The organism is Mesomycoplasma bovoculi M165/69 (assembly GCF_000524555.1).
In the GTDB taxonomy this organism is placed as follows: domain Bacteria; phylum Bacillota_I; class Bacilli_A; order Mycoplasmatales; family Metamycoplasmataceae; genus Mesomycoplasma; species Mesomycoplasma bovoculi.
This window is the reverse complement of the sequence record NZ_CP007154.1, coordinates 273,190-291,123: the sequence shown is the minus strand read 5'-3', so window position 1 is coordinate 291,123 and position 17,934 is coordinate 273,190. Positions and strand designations below refer to the sequence as shown.

General features: G+C 30.1%; 8 protein-coding genes. All 8 read right to left on the bottom strand.

The window, feature by feature from the left end; all coding sequences use genetic code 4:
• Nucleotides 1-159 precede the first annotated feature (159 nt).
• Complete coding sequence (locus MYB_RS01300) at nt 160-654, bottom strand: PTS sugar transporter subunit IIA (protein ID WP_022935000.1); 495 nt, start codon at nt 652-654, stop codon at nt 160-162.
• Between the two features lie 13 nt (nt 655-667).
• Nucleotides 668-964 (bottom strand): PTS sugar transporter subunit IIB, encoded by a 297-nt coding sequence (locus MYB_RS01295; RefSeq protein WP_022934999.1) that lies wholly within the window; start codon nt 962-964, stop codon nt 668-670.
• Between the two features lie 94 nt (nt 965-1,058).
• Nucleotides 1,059-2,804, bottom strand: a complete 1,746-nt coding sequence (locus MYB_RS01290; protein WP_022934998.1) for a PTS ascorbate transporter subunit IIC — start codon at nt 2,802-2,804, stop codon at nt 1,059-1,061.
• A 276-nt stretch (nt 2,805-3,080) separates the two neighbouring features.
• The gene (locus tag MYB_RS01285; RefSeq protein ID WP_022934997.1) at nt 3,081-6,146 is read right to left on the bottom strand and encodes a P110/LppT family adhesin N-terminal domain; all 3,066 of its coding nucleotides are present in this window, start codon (nt 6,144-6,146) and stop codon (nt 3,081-3,083) included.
• Nucleotides 6,147-6,174: 28 nt separating this feature from the next.
• Nucleotides 6,175-9,051, bottom strand: coding sequence for a P97 family adhesin (locus tag MYB_RS01280; RefSeq protein ID WP_022934996.1), 2,877 nt, complete (start codon nt 9,049-9,051; stop codon nt 6,175-6,177).
• Nucleotides 9,052-9,716: 665 nt separating this feature from the next.
• Nucleotides 9,717-12,758 carry a P110/LppT family adhesin N-terminal domain gene (locus MYB_RS01275; protein WP_022934995.1) on the bottom strand — a complete coding sequence of 1,014 codons (3,042 nt, stop codon included), beginning with the start codon at nt 12,756-12,758 and terminating at the stop codon, nt 9,717-9,719.
• A gap of 19 nt (nt 12,759-12,777) precedes the next feature.
• Nucleotides 12,778-16,524 carry a P97 family adhesin gene (locus MYB_RS01270; RefSeq protein WP_022934994.1) on the bottom strand — a complete coding sequence of 1,249 codons (3,747 nt, stop codon included), beginning with the start codon at nt 16,522-16,524 and terminating at the stop codon, nt 12,778-12,780.
• Nucleotides 16,525-16,948: 424 nt separating this feature from the next.
• A complete protein-coding gene (locus MYB_RS01265) occupies nt 16,949-17,917 on the bottom strand; it encodes a DUF2130 domain-containing protein (protein ID WP_022934992.1) in 969 nt (322 codons plus the stop codon).
• Between the last annotated feature and the right edge of the window lie 17 nt (nt 17,918-17,934).

Sequence of the window (17,934 nt, the reverse complement as noted above, 5' to 3'; positions counted from 1 at the left end):
CATATATAGCAATTTTGTTTAATATAGTTGCTTTTTATTTAATTGAATTATTATAATTAATAAAAAAATATTGCCGATCAGAAGGAAGAAAACACTCGGCAATATTTTTTTTGTTTAAAAAAGTAATTTAACTAATCTTACTTATGATTTTTAATAATTTTAAAGATAATCTTTGAATGTTTGAGTTGCAAATTTTGTACTTTCAATGATAGCAATAATTTCTTCTTTGTTTTTAGCAGCAATAATTTTTGTAATATTTTCTTGACTACTAAAAACTTCAACTATTTGCGGAAGCATTAAAGTTACATGTTCTTTTGCACTTGTTGATGCAATTGTTAAAAATAGTCGAACTGGTCTATCATCACCTTCAAAATAAACAGGAGATTTGAAAGTAACAAGAGAAAAACCAACGGCTTTGACTCTATTTCTAGAACTTGCATGTGGCATTGCAAAATTATCTTTTAGAACAAAATAAGGACCATTTCTTCTAACATTGGAAATGATTGAATCATAATACTTGGATTCAACAATATTTTGTTTAATTAGAGGTTCGCATGAAATACGAATAGCTTCTCTTCAATTTGAAGCCTCTTGATGAACTAATATACTATCTAATTCTTTTAAATAATCTAAAAAATTTTTCTTTTTTTCCATACTAAAACACAATTTAATTTACATTTAACTTGGCTAAAACAGGGTTGAGAGCACTTTTGATTTCATTTTCATCCATCAAATTAACGACGCCCACAATTTTAGCCTTTTGATTTGTGACAAATTCGCTTGTTAGATGACTAGATGCAATAATTATATCAACAGAATTAGTTAAACTTTTAGATTGACCCATTGAGAGCGCTTCAACAGAAGCATCAATGTTTAATTCTTTCATTAATTTTTCAACCTTGAGTTTAATAATCATGCTAGTGCCCATACCATTACCGCAAGCTGCAACAATTTTTAATGACATAATTTCCTTTCTTATTTTTTTAATTTGTAATTGTTTTCTAATTTAAAGTTGTTGTAATTATAATATAAATTTAAATTTTTTATAAAAAAAGTAATTAAATTATTTTAACCTTTATTTTAAGCACTTTTTGAAGTCAAGTTGGCTTGTTTTGGGTTGTTGAATCAATAATTTGAGCTAAAATAATTAGGGCTAAAATAGCAAAAGTTATTGCTACTCAAGCTGCACTTGGATGGAATTGACTAATAATTAAAACAAGTCCAAAAAACAGATTCCAATCACCCATACCTAAAAAACCAGTTGCTACTGGACTTTGATGCAAAGGAATGCCGACTCCGTGGATGTTTTCGACAAGTTTGAGTGCAAAAGAAATAACAATAATTTCAAAAAAACCTATTAGCATTGGCACAAAAATGGCTGCTTTTTGTCCACCTGTGGCATTGGCATAAAGGCCTTGTGCTCCTGAGTTGAAAAACAAGGTAATAAATAATGGCACTGCCACTAGTGAATAGTTGTTGCCCGGAATAGCAGCCAAACCGATACTTAATAACACAGCTAAAAATTGGCCAAGGGCTCCAGAGACAAAACCATAAGTAACGGCATTGATAGAAAAACCATAAACAGCTGCAATATCGACAGCCACAACTGCTCCTGGAATAATTTTTTCTGAAATGCCGTGAAAAGATTGTTGTAATTCAGTGACAAACATTCGCACACCAGTGATGATGGCAAGTAAGGCTGCCACTATTTTGAGCGCCCCTCCTAAAATCACAAAGACAAAGTTAGCTCCTAAAAATGTTTTATTTCAAGCTTGTGCAATTGCTTTAATGTGAGCAACTTCAGAGTTGGCATTAAAACCTGCAAAATTGGCATCCAAACTTTGACTTGGGCCATAATAGGTAATAATTATTATAAATAAAATTGTAAATAAAATAAAAATAATTAGGCTTTGCGTAAAAATATTGTCTTCAAAAATTTTGAGATAAGCTGGCAACTTGCGATTCTCGACTTTATTATTTTTTTGGCCAAAAAATCTCCCTAACTTATAGGCAAGAAGTAAGGACAGCATTTGTTGGTGACCCACAGAAAAGTTACCATTTTGACTAATTTCATTGGTAATTTTTAGTGTGGCGGTTGAGCCCACACTTCAGTAAAGGCCCAAAAATAAACCCGAAATTGCCACAAGTCCAATTTGGGCACTCAAAGCAATTTCACCATTTACAAGTGGTGTTTGTCAAAACAAAATTACATAAAATAGCGCTGTGAGCACACTCGCTTGTTGCAGCATCACATGAGCGGTGATCATAATTGAGTTTACATTGGTGTATTTTTTAGCAGCTACCATAATTAAATTAATAACAAAACCAACTAGGAAAACAAAGGATGCAAGTGTTAAAAAGTTGTTACCAGCGCCAAAAGATTTTTGCAAAAAATTGGATGCACTTGTTCAACCAAAATAAGGATCAAGTGGAACAATACCCCCTGATTTGATGCCACTGATGGCTTGAAAAACAGGTTTGGCAAGTTCGATCAGGCTTCCAGCGCCAATTGTGAGCAAAAACACGCCAATGGCAGTTTTGATCGCTCCTAATATTGCATCTCGCAAACCACGAGATAAAGCTAAATAACCCACTAAAGTAAGAGTGGCAAGCAGTAAAGGATTTTGTCTTAAAAAGTTATCTAAATAAACAGTTTTTAATAAAAAAACTGAAGCATCTTGATATGATTGCTGAAAATGAATTGTTCTAACAATTAATGTAATGCCAATGATCAAAAGATTAATAATTGCAAATATTAATATTCCAATTACTAATTTAGTTTTTTTACTTTTAGTTAATGACATAATTATCCTTTCTTGTATTTAATATAAAAATAAATAAATTGTTAAATAGTTATTGTGAGCCTAGATATTATATATGGTTTACAAAAATATTTAATATTTTTTTAAATTTATAAATATTAAAATGATAATCTAATGATCTATAAATTAATAGATTATTTAAAAATTCAACCAATAAAAAACACGAATGTAATAATTCGTGTTTTTTTATTATTGTGTATGAAAAAATTTTTAAGGATTTTAAAATATCTTTGATTTTAATGTTTAATTGTTAATCAATTATTTCTTTTCATTGAAATATTGATCAATGAAGGCTTTGGCAATTTCACGACGAACTTTAGGCTCACTAGTTGGGTTGTAGTCAGCATCACCATTGTAAACTGCCATAGCCTTAAAGGTTATATGGTTGTGGTCGTCGTGATTAGTATCTCCATTAGCAATTCCATGAATTGTGTCATAATCAATTCCACGAGTAATGAAGACTGTGTCTTTTGGTCCAGTTGCTGCACCTATTCCACCAATTCCTGGAACTCCCGGAATTGCTCCTGGTGCTCCTGGAACCAAACCACCTAAAGCGCTTCCTAAAGCGCCTAATAAATCCAATGTTTTATTTGCTAAACTTAAACTAGAACGAATAGGATTATTTAATGGTTCATTTACAGCTGATGAGTAAAGTGTAAAACTAATAGTACTTGGAATGGTTGATAAAAATACATCTTTCAAACCACTATCTGTACTAGTGTGCCCTTTTTGGTGTAATTCTGGTTGATCTAAGTCACGATAATTTTTACTTTTTTCATAATTAGAAATATTAATTTCTAGTAATAAAGTAGGATCGCCTTTGTCTTTAGATAAAAAGTCGGTTCCTTTTAAATTACCACTATAATAGTTATAAAAATCAGCTTTATCTGTTTGGAAATCAGTTTGAAAAGCACGTGCCTTACCAGATTCATACAACTCGAAAGGTGGGTGTATATCATTCTGTCCTCCTGATGGATCAGAAGTTGTATTGTTATTTCTAATTATATAAGGAGCTGTAAATAGTGCAACTATATTTCCAGTTTTTTCCTTACTATCAGATCCATCATTTTTTGCTTTTTTGTACTCAAGAGCAATTACATATGTATTTTTAATATGTTTTTCATCATCTGTCTTAACATTTTTAACATCAGATGGTACTTTTTGAATAAATAAATTAACAGCATTTTCTTTATTACTTGATTCTAAAATATAAGTTTTTTTACCATCTTCAAGTTGACTTGCTTTAAAAGCAATTCATAATGAACCATTTTTAAGTGTTGGAGTAATATCTTTATCAATATAAAAACTTCTACCAATACCATAGGACAAATTGTTATCTTTGCGACTGCTAAATTGTTGTGATTTAGCATCATAATTTTGTAATGAAGATATTTGGCCATTTTTGTTTTTATTTACTAATTTGTCAAAAGTAGCATCTAAAAATACATCAGCTCCATATTTTGCTGCCACATCATAGGCTTCATTTAGAGCACTAACATTACTAATTTTAAATGAGTATGTATTAAGAACTTGGCTAGCAGATTTTGTTTCAACTAAAACTGTGTAATCACTTTTTTCTTTATTAAATTGACCTTTGAGTTGTATTTGCGCACCCTCTGGTAAATTGGTTGCTAATGTAGTTAAAATACCTTTGATATATTGACCATAAGTTTGATTTTTAGAACCTTTGGTTTGTCCGTTACCACTTTGATCTAAAACAAGAGCTAATCTTTCAACTGCATAGCCATCATCTTTACTAAAGTTGTTATTGTTAAAGTCAGCAATGGCATCATCTAAATGATTAGCAAATAAAATGGGTGCTTTTTGACCAATTTGTAAATCAATTGCGCCTGATTCAAGGGCACTAGCATCTGCATCTGTTGATAATTCTTGACTAATAACTTCGCCACGAGTGTCTAAAATCAATGAAGTTCCTGATTTTAGATTTGTGCTATTTTCAATATTCAATCCTTGTGGAATGTCATTTTCATTTGTTAGTTGTTGGTCAAAATTAAGTGTTAATTTAATTGAACCAGTTTTAATTTGTTCATCGCTAGGTTTGGTTTCATCAATGCTGAACTTAAATGAACTTAAATTATCAACATTTTCACTATTAGTATTTGAACCAGTTTTTTGGAATCAAAAGTCAAAATCTTTAACTTTGGATGCATTATCTTTAAAAATTGGTGAACTTGCCAATTTCTCTGGCAATGAATCGCCATAAACAACTTGAGCAATGTTAGTTCCAGCAGTTTTTAAAGCTTGAGCAATTCCTGACTTCAATGAATAATTTTTTGAAAATGATGCAAGAATTTTATCTTTTGTATCTTGACTAATTGTTCCTAAATTAGTAAAACTTAATTTGGCTGGATATGCCACTCCATTTAAATCTACAATGTTCACATCAATAGAAAGAGTTTTTGCAATATCATCCACATTTGTGAATTTTAATTTGTTGTTTTGATCAACAACTGGTTCGAGTTTGTAACCAGCTGGTATAACAGTTAAGTTGCCTTGGCTATCTTTCAAAGTTAGTCCGCCAATTTTGGACAAAGCTGATAAAAATGCTCTTGAATTTTTATCACTTTGACTAGAAACTGCAACAACTTCATTTGCACTTAATACACGTACTCCGTTAGCTGATGTTGTTCCTGGAACAGAAGTTGATAAGTTAGATGTTAATTCATCTGTGAAAAATTTTTGCAACTCAAGTGCAATGTTAGATGGACTATGGTTGTCAAACTCTAAATCATTTTTAACTTGAATGCTTGATAAATCTGAATTTACAAGAAAGTTATTACTTTGATCACTGTTTGTGCTAAATCCTGAAATATCACCAAAAGATCTAAAATATGATTTAGTTTTGGTGTTTATACCAATAACATAAACGTTTTTAATAACGCCTGGTTGTGCAACTGAAATGTTATTTTTGTCTTCAGTTGCTGCAACAGTACGTAATTCAAAGTGCATATCTGGATCTTTTTGCTTCAATGCACTTAAGTCAACTGCATCGATTAGTTCAAAACTATATGATTTGTCATTGTGTAAATCTAATGCTAATTTGGAACTAATTTTACCTTTGTATTGACTGTTAAGTGTAAGATTTTTCACAAGTGAATCGAAGTCGCTATATGCAAAATCACTAGTAGATCCGGAAACAATATTAGCTTTTTCTTTAGTTTTGTTAGCAAGATTAACTTTTTTATCATAATCTGCTATAACTGCGTTTTTACCAACTATTGGAGCAGCAATTGCAGCAATTAAAATTGCTGAAGTTCCCCCAATAACTAACGCACCTTTTCAATTGAAAAATTTTTTAATCATGATTTATTCCTTAAATTAATTCCAATACTTAATTGCTACCTTGTCTTAAATAAACAAAGATTCTTAGCGGAGTTGTTGATTTTTTATTATTTTTTATTAAAAATAATGTAACAGCTTTGTATGAACGAAGACCTGATGGATCGATAATATCTTTGCTAAGTTTCTTGTCAATAGTTAATTTAATTGTTGGATCAACTCTAAATAAATAATCATAAAGTGAAACTAAACCTAACTTATCTAAGGTTTCTCTTTGAACAGTATTTGTGTCTGTAATGCCATCAAATAATTTATTTACTTCTTTGAAATAAATGTTGTTATTTAATCTAATAGTTCTATACACTTGTGGAATAGATTCAACAACACTATTCAATTTCTCAACATCTTTATCTACTTTGCTTGTTAATTTTATATTTTTCAACAATTCAGCGTCTTTTTCACCTTGATATAAATCTTTAAGTTTATTACCTTTATCATCAATAAACTTTAATTCATATTGATATGTAAAGTTATTGATAGCTAATTGAACTGGTGGTTGTGGTGGTTGTGGTGGTTGCAATGTTCCTAATTGAACTGATTTTTGTTCTTTCAAACCACCTTCTGGTCCTTGAATTCCGTAAGAAAATTGAAGATTTTTTGCAATAGGTAACAATGGAAATCCAATTCCTACTCTTGAAAGTAATTGAATTTTATTGTACATTGAAATTAACAATTGTGCAACATTTTCAAATTTAACAAACTTGCTATTATCAATTTGATCTTGTTCTGATGTTTTTGCAAAATAAATGTTATCTAATAATTTATCAGTATCTTTTTCAAAAATATTTTGTAAAACTAGTGCATCACTATTTGGATAATTCTTAATGAGTTTATATGCACTATCATCTTTCGAATTAACTAAAACTGATTGGAAAGAATTAACTCCATATTCTTGTGTCTCATGATTAATGCTGAAGAATTTCATTTCTTTATCAATTCCCAAAGGATTTGTTAATTTAATATTTTTAAGTTGTTCAAAAATAGGTTTATTAACATCTAAGGTGCTATTGTTTTGTACAAGTTTAGCTGCTTCTAAAATTTGTAAAAATTGTTTAGCAGCAACATCAAGACCTTGATTTGCTAATGCAAAATAATAACGAGTTACACTTAAATCTGTTGGTAAATAGTTAGATTGAATATTAAAAACACCTTCATCAGATTTATGTGTTGATTTTTGTGGTGATGTATAAAAGTCTTGTTTGATTTGTTGAGCAGTTGGTAATTTGAACTCTTTGGTTAAAGCTTCCAAACGTTCTCCTGTATAAAACTGAACATTTAATGCATTTGGATCTGCGAAAACATTTTTGATATCATCTGGATTTTTAGATTTAAGTGCATCATCTACTGCATTATAACTAAGTTGTTCAGAAACACCACTGTTTAATTTTTCATCTTTACGGAAAAATTGATTTTGATTGCTTTTTTCATCTGCAAACAATCCTTTAAGTTGAGAATCTTTAGTTTGATTAAAATCATTTAAAGTAATAACAAATGGTTTGCTAAATAAAACTTGCCCATCTCTTTTAACTGTGATGGTTGCATCAGCGGTTGCCACTATTTTTTGGCTTGCTTGATCATAAGATAAAAGCAATGTATCACCATCAACTGAAACTTCTGAAGTTAGTTTTGCTAAATCTTTTGCAACTTCTGCATTATTTGACTTTGCTGGATTATTAAATTTCCCTCAACTAAAATTGTAAAGACTTAAATCTTGATTTAATGTTGCATTAATAAATGAAAGTGCATATTTATTTTTGTATGCTTTATTTGGAAAAAATCCTGATTTGTATGCAAAAATTCAATCTAGTGGATTGGTTTGACTTAAATCTAATTTAAGGTTTGCAACATTTGAACCTGTTTTATAGTAATCTTTTTGTTGGAGTTGTTGAAAATCAAATTGACTAGCCAAAGATGAGTTAGCAAATACATTTTCAACTGGAATTTCTAAAATATCAATGTGTTTTGCATCAATTCCTTGCAATCCTGCAAAGTCTTTTTTCATAGCGTCTGAAAATTGAGTTTGTAAGTAAATTAAAACTTTTTTACCATCAGCACTAAAAGTGGCGCACTCTTTGCTATTAGTATTTGGATTGGTAGTTAGATTAACAACATAACGTTTTGTTGAAGTTTGTCCTGCAATTTGGTTGTCTTTGTTGCTATCAATACTACTAAAAATTGATTTAATATCAAAATATTTTCCTAATTTAGTTTTTGCATCATCTGAAGATGTAGAACTATTTAAATCATTTACAAAAGATTGCGCTGAAGTTAGTTCAGTAATTTGCTCAGTATCTGATGAACTAAAGTTTTTTATGGTAAATGGTGTAAGTGCTGCTTGATTTTGATTAGTTGGATTTTCACCTGTAAAACCTTGACGAACTTCATGAGCAAAACTTGTGAGATCAAATTCTGGCTTATAACCAAAAGAAACTGTTGATTTTGCAACTGATGAATCAACTAATTTACCCAAACTATTTGGTTTGGTTGATTCAATGACAAAATAAACATCAAAACTTTGACTATTATCATTTGCAACAATGTCAAATAATTTAGGTTTTGCATCTGTAAAACTTGCTAGTTGGAACTCATCATTACCTTCTTTTGTAAAGAAATTAAAATGACTAATAGCATCAGTTTTAACTTTGTTGCCATCAAAAAGCAATTGTTTTAAGTCATTAAAACTTGTGTTATATTTATATGTATCTTGTTTAAACTCTACAGCTTTAATAGATTTAACATCTGCTTCCACTTTTGCAATAGGGTCGCCTGGATAAATATATTTAGATGCTGCTGCAATAGGAGCTACTACAATAACTGTAGATGCTAATGCAGTTGCTCCTATTATTAAATATTTTAGATTTTTTTTCATTAATGTTCCTTGTTATATTTTTTTGAAAATCTGGTTAATCTTCTTGTACGATTATTATACTCCGCAAAAAAAAAAAAAAGCAAAAAAAGTACCCAAAAATAATTTTTGATTAAGTTAATATTGTTTTTCGCAAAATATTGTTTATATATTTTCGTTTTAATATACATCTAATTTTTAAAACTTAAAGTAAATAAAAAACCTGCAAGATAACTTACAGGTTTTTTCAATAACTTTCAGAGGTATAAAGAGTATCAATATAATTTTATAATAAAAACCAGAGTGATTGTGAGGGCTCTGGTTTAAAAAATATGTTTTTTATACAATGTATAAAAGAAAAAAATAAATATAAAAATAAATAAAGGAGATGTTACATTTTATTTATAACAAGATATGAGCTTAAAAAATTTATTTTAAAAACTAACAAATATAATTATAAAATGGACTATTTTGAAAGAAAATTTTTTAAATAAATTAATAAATATAAACTTTTTTATTTTTAGAAAACAATGATAAATTTTATAAACAATTATAAATTTTTACAAATTAATAAGATAAGAAATTTTTTATACCGGCACTATATCTAATAGTGCCACGAAGAATTATAACATATTTTAAAAAAAGTCAAGAAAAATCTTGACTTTTTTTATTTTAAATTAATTGATATATTATTTGTTTAAAATAAAGGCATCAACAAATGCTTGTCTAATTTCATTAACTGTTGGTGTTTTGTCATAGTTTCAAAGTTCTTTGTTGTTTTCAAAAATTGCAATTCCTTTAAATACAACTTTCCCTTTTGATCTATCATCATTGAAAGATTTATTAGTTGGTTCACTACCAATTTTGGCTCAATTTAAAGTTTTTCCACTATCTTGGATTGAAAACACAAATGAACCAAGTTTTGATTCAGATGGGTTTTCACTTGCACTAGTTTGAGCAACAATATCAAATCCTGTACCACTTTTAACAATTTGAAGAACTAAAGTTGAATTTGGTTGTAAAGGCGCATATTGATCAAATCCATTTTGTTTTTGATATTGAACAAAAACATTATATTTATTATTTTCCTCATTTAAGGTTTGCGAACTTTGTGATGTATTCTTTTTAATAATTTCATCGCTTGTATCGTAGTTGTAACTATGACCTTTATTTGTATCAATGTCTTCTGCTTGTTTAGCAATTTCCCCTGATAATAATAATGCCAATGTTTTGCCTTTAGCTCCACTAGAAGAACCATTTTCGTTTAAATCCATTCCCAAAATATATGAAACTTTTAAGCTAGGTGTAGAAGTAGATGGTTGTTTGGTTGAAGAACCGGTTGTGTTTTCATCTTTTAGAATTCTTTGAATAAACAAACCTTTACCTTCATTGTTTGTTAGTAAGTAATGTTTGTCAAGTCCAAGATTTTTAAGATCAACTGCTAAAAAGACAGCTCCATCTTTGATGTTTGTTGTTTCATCTTTGGTAATTGAACTATTACTTTCAAAATTTATAGCTTTATCTAAAGTAATTCCTTGAGGACTAGCAGTATTACCATTTAAATTAAATTTCAAATCACCTCTAGTGTAGTCGCGAATGAATTGACCACCTTGATGGTCGTCTTCAATTCCTCCATAACGAGCATCTAAGAATATATCAGCACGATATTTATTAGCTGCTACAAAGGCAGGTGATTTAACTCCAAAACCAGTTACATCTATAGTTTCAATAGCAACATTGTCACTATTGACTAAACTAAAACTAATTTTGTCTTTAGCAACCATAGCAACTTTTGCTCTTAAATTATCATTAGCCTGTGAAATTAATCTTCAAATTTGGTCACCCAAGTCTTGAGTATCTGCTGTAATTGCAGATTTGGCTACCACAGTTTTACCACTTGCATAAAGATTGACTAAATTAGTTTTTTCAGTACTTGAAATTAAGTAACCTTTATTAAATAGGTATATAGTTGAAACAATTCGATTTAATTCATCTAAACTATATTCACTTTTGCTTGCCAAACTAGTTAAATCTTGAGCCATTGCAAAAGCATCACTAGCTAAAATAAGTGAATGAGATTGGCTAACTGGAATAGCTCTAGTTAAAGTTGAAGCACTTTTGATTTCATATAATGGCACTTCAACTGAAGCTGGAATATTGTATGTTATGTTGTATGAATAAGGAGCAGTTCCTTTAGTTGGTACAGTAGTTGTTGTAAGACTATTGTAATTGTTGGTAATAAGGTTTGTGTTGCTATCTGCACTTTGTGGTGCAAGACTTTGCAAGTAAGGTGACTGAACATCTAGTGCTTTAGTCACATTTAAACTAAATTTAACTTTTGTTTGCTCTGGATCATTAAAATCAAAACCAGCATTATAAACATCAAAACTATAATTAGCTAAACGTGGATCATCGTTTGTTATAGAACCTTGTTTGACTTCAAAATAATTTTGAAGACTATTAATTGGAGATGAATTTTTTAGACTATTTTCATTTGGTGAAATTGGTAAAATACCATCTTTAGATTTTGCTCTTGAAACAACTTCCTCATCTTCCGGTTTTACAACAGGAGCTGGTTGTTTAAAAGTTCCTGATTTAATAGCTTTTTCTTTAGCTTGCTCTTTTAAATAATTAGCATATCCTTTGTGTTTCATTGACTCGAGCACTGATGGACTAATTTGGTTATTTGCAAACATTTGAGCTAATGTTAGCTTATCTTTGTTTAGTGCAAATTCAACATCTTGTTTAATAGTAAAGAATTGACTAGCATTTTTAGCAACCAATTGGTTGATTGCATCATTAACTTGTTTTAAAGTTGCAAGATTTTGAATATTTAATGTAAATTGAGCTTTAACATTTCGGCTCACTTTGTCAGCAATTTCTAAATTAATTGCTAAAGTTCCATTTTGATCACTAAAGTTAGCAAAACTCAAGTTGTAAACTGGCGCATCTAATTGTTGTTGTCCCAAAGCAGCTTGAGCTTGAGCAGCTTGATTATTAATTGTTACTGTTGGTAACAATAACTCGCCTTGTGGCAAAATAGTTGGCAAGTTTAAATCATTACGAATATTTAATTGAGCACCAGTTTGGCTCAAAGCTTTTGCAAATGCTGAGTTCAAATCACGACTATTACTAAAATTACGTTGGAAGTTATCTTCAAGCATAAAAGCAAATTCAGAAGGCAAAACAAAACGAGTGCTACTAAAAGTAATTGTAGATTTTTCAGGTTCAAAATCTAAGGTTTTGCTTGTTCCAACTGAAAGTGTTACAGGTGTTGCAAAACCTTTAAGATCAACAGTTTTAGTATATGTTGTAATGTTGTTATATGCTCTAACAATCACATTTTTAATAGTGGTGTCTTCAATAGTTGCAGCACTAGAATCGATTTCAACATTAAAACCAGCATTTTCAATAGTGCTAAAATCAAATGCATTTACTAAATGAAAACTATAAAGACCACTTTGGTCAAGTTTTAATGCATTATCAACTTGCATTTGTGCATACATAGGTTTGATTTTTAAATCTTGCACTGCTTTGTCAAATTGTTCTTGATCGAACTTCCCACCTGAAACTACTTCAACAGGAGTGCTAGACAACTGACGAGCATCTAGTTGACTATTATATGAATAACTAAAATAGGTTAGTGCTAAAGGCACAGCAACAACTGTAGATGCAATCGCTGTGATGCTAAAACCAAGAGCCATTATTGTTTTTGGATTTCGAAATTTCATATTAATTTACTCCTTATTATTATTCAGTGGTTGATTGAGAAGGTTTTACAGATACATAAATTTTGTAGTATAAAGAAGAGATTGGAATTTGAGGAGCGGTTGGTTTAGGTTGTGGTTCTGGTTGTGCTTCAGTAGTTTTTGCTTCAGTATCTTTTGTCCCTGATGATTGTTGGTGTTTGTCACTTGTTCCTGCAGAACCGTCACTATCGTCGTCATCGTCGTCATCATCACTATTTCTACTTTGTTGATTTTTTGTTATTGGTAGGGTTTGAGTGATTGTTTTTGCCTTGGCTGGTTCAGCTGCTGTTTGACTTTCTTGACTAGCTGTTGAACTTTCAGTTTGACTTGCATTTTCAGCTGCTGTTTGTCCAGTTACAATACTTGCCTGCGCACTAGGTTTGCTTTCTGTGCTTGCAGGAGTAATTTCTTGCAATGCTAAAGTAATAACTTTTTTATTTGAATTAAATTTATCAGTTTCTACTTTAGGATTTATCATAATTTGATAATTAGGATAATGTGTAGCAACATAACTTTCTAAATCTTTACCTTGTTGTCCTAACACAGTTGCAAGTGTGTGTGTTGCTGAGTTATCAATTCATTTTATATTTTCAGTTGAATCTTGAGAAGCTCCAGATGCACTTGTATCTGTATTATTGTTTGCAAAAAACTGATTATCAAAGTTATCTACAGTTGCATTTTGGTAATAAATTGGAATAGATACAATAGCTTTGTCTAATTCAGATACTTTTGTTGCTGATGTTGTTGTTTCTTCACTTGATACATTAAAGATAATGGTTTTAGTTGGAGTAACAAATAATGGTTTTTCAATTTCACCTTTATCATTTGCATATCCAAAAGTGTAATAGTAGTCGATGGCTGCATATTTTTCATCATCATACATTTTAGATTCGAACAATTTTTTTGTTACATCATCATTAACTGACTGTACAAAATTAGTAAAAGTAGGTTTTGCAATAAGTTTGCTATCAATTGCGCTAAATGGAGCAAAGTTATTAAATTGCAATGCTTTAATATAGAAAGCAATTAAAACATCACCAAAAGTTTTAAATCCTTGGTAATTTGTAGTAGTTGTTGTTCCTGTTTTAGTTGTTGATGAACCATCAGGTCTATCAATATTTTTTTGATCTTTTGCATGTTTAGCAAAATCTGTACCACTTTCACTAAATTGATTTCCATCAATTAAATCAAGTTGATCTTTTGAACTTTGAAGTGCTTTTAAAATATCTGAATCACTTTTAGTAACATTGCTATTTTGTGCTGGATTGCTTTCTAATCCAAACGCTTTTTTAACAATTTCTTCTGCTTTTTTAGGTAAAACTAGTGAAGAATAGAAACCTTGGTTGTGAAGATCAAGATATTGTTTATTAAATGAAAGAATTTTGCTTTCAGGTTGCTGAGATTGTGGTTGCCCACTAGCTTGACCTGCATTTTTGCCTTTGATTGCAAAGGCTTTTGCAAACACATTTCCTGGATTAGCTTGAAATTCTTTGATTTTTTGAGCTACATTAACATCTTTACCAACAACTCCTCAAGACTGAGCTAGTTGTAACAAGTATGAAGCTACTCTTGCAGGTCCTTGTTCTGCTAAATACCCATAAAAGGCTGCAACATCTGCTGGTTTTGCAAAAAAGTCTGTTGTATCCAATGAACCAATGTGACTTTCACTTGCAAAATCAGTTTCATCTTTTGCAAATTTGCTAATTTGCTCAAGAGTTGGGAATTTTGTTTTACTAGTTCAAGCATTTACATAAGCATTTGTAGTTCCAAAATCATAGCTATAACCTGCACGATTGCTAAAAAGTTTGTAAAGTGCATCATTTTTGTTGCCACTAACTAATGCCTTAATTTCTTCTAATAAAACTGGAGCAGAACTTTTTGTAAAGTGTCCTCAAGCATTTGCAAGCAATGTTTCTGCTAATTGTTTTTCTTTATATGAGAGACCCTTTTCATCATCATCAGTAGGTGTAGTAGTTGTGGCAGCAGTTGGTTCTTGTTGACCACCTGTTCCAAGTGTGCTACCTTGTGATGCGCTTGCTGCTTGTTGTCCACTTATTCCGTCCTTAATATCTTGTGACAAATAAGGATTAAGATTGTACACAAATCTTGAATAAGGTGATGGGTCAAGATTATAAACTAATCTTTTGTCTTGTTCTGGCAATACTATTGGTTCTATTTTTTTAGCAGTTGCAGTTGAACTTGCAACAGGTTTAAATGCTAAATTTTGTTGTTCTTGACTAATGTTTGCATTAGTTTTGAAACCTGTAAGTTCAAAAGCAATCTCTTTGCTTGCAACTACAGTTTCATCACTTCCACCAAAAAAACTATTTTTTAGTTCAATTTTAACTGGCAATGATACTGCAAAATCACCAGTGCTTGTTGGCACAACAGCAATATCTTTATCTAAAAAAGTATAGGATAAGCCAGTTTGACTTTCTTGGTTTGCCTCACCAAAAGCGCCAGCGTTATAAAAGTTTGTTAAATCACCATTAAATGCAAATGATAATCCATTTTTTGTATATAAATTAACTAATTGTTTGATATAGTCTTGGCGTGCTTTTAAAGTGCTTGCAAAAGGTAAACCTTTTTGTAATTCACTTAAAAAGTCAAAAGCTGTAGTTTGACTTATTTCTTTTGTTTGAGCAGTTGTAGCTGTGCTTACAGTTGTAGTAGTTCCAGCTGCTCTAGCAGAGCTCTGTGCTGCCAAAGTGGTGCGACGGGCAGTTTTATTAAAGGTTAAATCAATATTGCCTAAAATGTCTTGTGCGCTTGTAAAGTAACTTGCAACTTGACTATCAGTAACTTTAGCAATACTAATGGCATCCACATAAGTTAAATTCTTGTTTTCTATATTAGTCAAATCACGTTTGGCAATTGGAGACAAGCTAGTTTGCAAGTAAAATGTCACAATTCCTTGACTATTAACATCAACATAATTACCAGTTAAGGCATTTCGAACTAAAGCAAATGAATAAATTGGTGCATTGTCTGGCAATGCATTTTTCTTGCTATTTGTAAAATTAGTTAAAATTGTACTAAAGTTTTTAAAGTAAGCATTGATTGAAGCAATTGCTTGTTGACTATTTGCAGCTTGATTAACATAATTTTGAAAGTCAACAGCTCGTGAAATTTCAGGAATTTTTACTAAAGTTTTATCTGTTGCTGCCTGTAAATCAGCTAATGTATTAGCAATTAATTTGCCAAAACTAGCTTTGGCATCATCTACAACATCGGCAAGGAAGAAATTGATTCGCTGTGCAATTGCAATAGTTTTGGTGTAATTTTTAGAAATTACCTTGTGATTATTTTTGAGTATTTGTTCAACATGATAATCAACTTTAAAAGTTTTACTTTTATCATCAAAAGTAAAACTATCAACAACAAAGTGAGGATCCAAACTGGTTCCATTGCTGATTGCAACAAACTCTCTTGCATCATTTGTTGCTTGCTCGCCTTCAGTTTTGGCAAGCTCATAAAAGGTTAAGATTTTATTAAAATCAACACCTTTATCAGCTTCAGGTCCACCTTTGCTAAAAAGTTGTTTTTTGATGCTTTCATAATTGGCATCAATTGGGAATGCTTGTGTGTTAAATGAAACATTTGCAACGCTACTTGCAAATGTTGTAACAGCTTTTTTAGGGTCTTCTGAATTGTAGCGCACTGTGGTTGCAAGACCAACTGCCAACCCAAAAACAGAAACTCCAGCAACTGTTGTACCGATAAGAGTAATAATCTGTTTATTTTTCATAAATTATAATTCCTTGCATTTAAAAGACTATATTTTAACAAATTTTACTAAAAAATCCTTTTTTTAATAGTAAATTTTAAATTTTTAATTTAAGTCTTAAACAGTCATACTTATCATTTTAATTTAGAACTTGCAAATTTCAAGTTTGCAAGTTCACAAACTACTAAAAAATCTTGCTCAAATTCATATTTTTTTCCCAAAAACAAAAAAGCGGTTGTTTTTATAGGGAATTTAAAAGCTTGCAACTTTGTAAATAACCAAAAAATAAAGCTAAATAAATTTATTTTTTGGCAAAAAATAAAAAAATGCTTTTTTTTGCAACAAAAAAAGCAAATTTGTGTATAATTGTAACTCCAACAACTAACTATAACATCTTTGAAAACTAAATAAAATCAAACTGCAAGTTATAAATATTATTTTAATTTTACTTGCCCAATTGCTCAATTTCATTAATAACTTTTTCAGCAATATGATAATCATTAATGTTATTAATCAACCTATTAGCATGCAGTGTTAGAATTTCTCTTGTATTTTTAGCGATTTGTTCTGCTTCTTGCTCTAGTTTTCTAGCTATATCTTGAATTTTTTGAGAATGCGATAAAGTACGATCTAATTTTTTCTTAATATTTTCAGCTTCTTTTAAAATTTTTTCATTACGCCAAATATTGAAGTTATTTAAAATCTCATTAGCTTTTTGAAAATCAATTCTTTCAATACTCATTAATTGTTGTTTTAGGTTTATTTCTTGTAAAACAAGAGATTTTAAAATATTAAGAAATGCTGTAAAAAAATATGGACGACACATAAAGATGTTTTCATTATCAGAAACACTTCGAACTAAAAAATCTTCTGAAGGTTCTAGTTCTGTAACAAGTATAGCAAAACGAGCGCCTTTTTTACGCCTATCTAACTCTAGTTTCTCAATAAAATTTTTATTTTTTTGATTACCTTGCTTAATTGAGTTTTCTGTTTTAGCTTCAATTATAATACTCTCTACAACCTCACCAGTAATGTTATTGGTTATTTCATACAAAAAGTCTGCTTTAGTCCCTTTAGTTTCATCTGCATTTAATATTGATTTATTATCTTTTTTGAGTTCAAATCTATAATCTGATGCTTTTCCATCAAAATTTGAATTAATCATTTGATATTGTCGATATAACCATTGTTCAAGTTCTTCACCAATTATTTTAGAATTTAAATATCTACTATTTGTATATGTTAGGTTGGTTTCATTTGTATTTTGTTGTTTATTTAAATCTTCTCTTATTTGTTTTTTTGTATAGTTGATATACATTATAAGAAAAATTACAATAATTGCAAGTATTATTAATATTACAACAACTATTCATAAAATTGTATTTGAAACTATACTTTCTTGTGCTTGATTCATATCTAACCTTTTTTTAA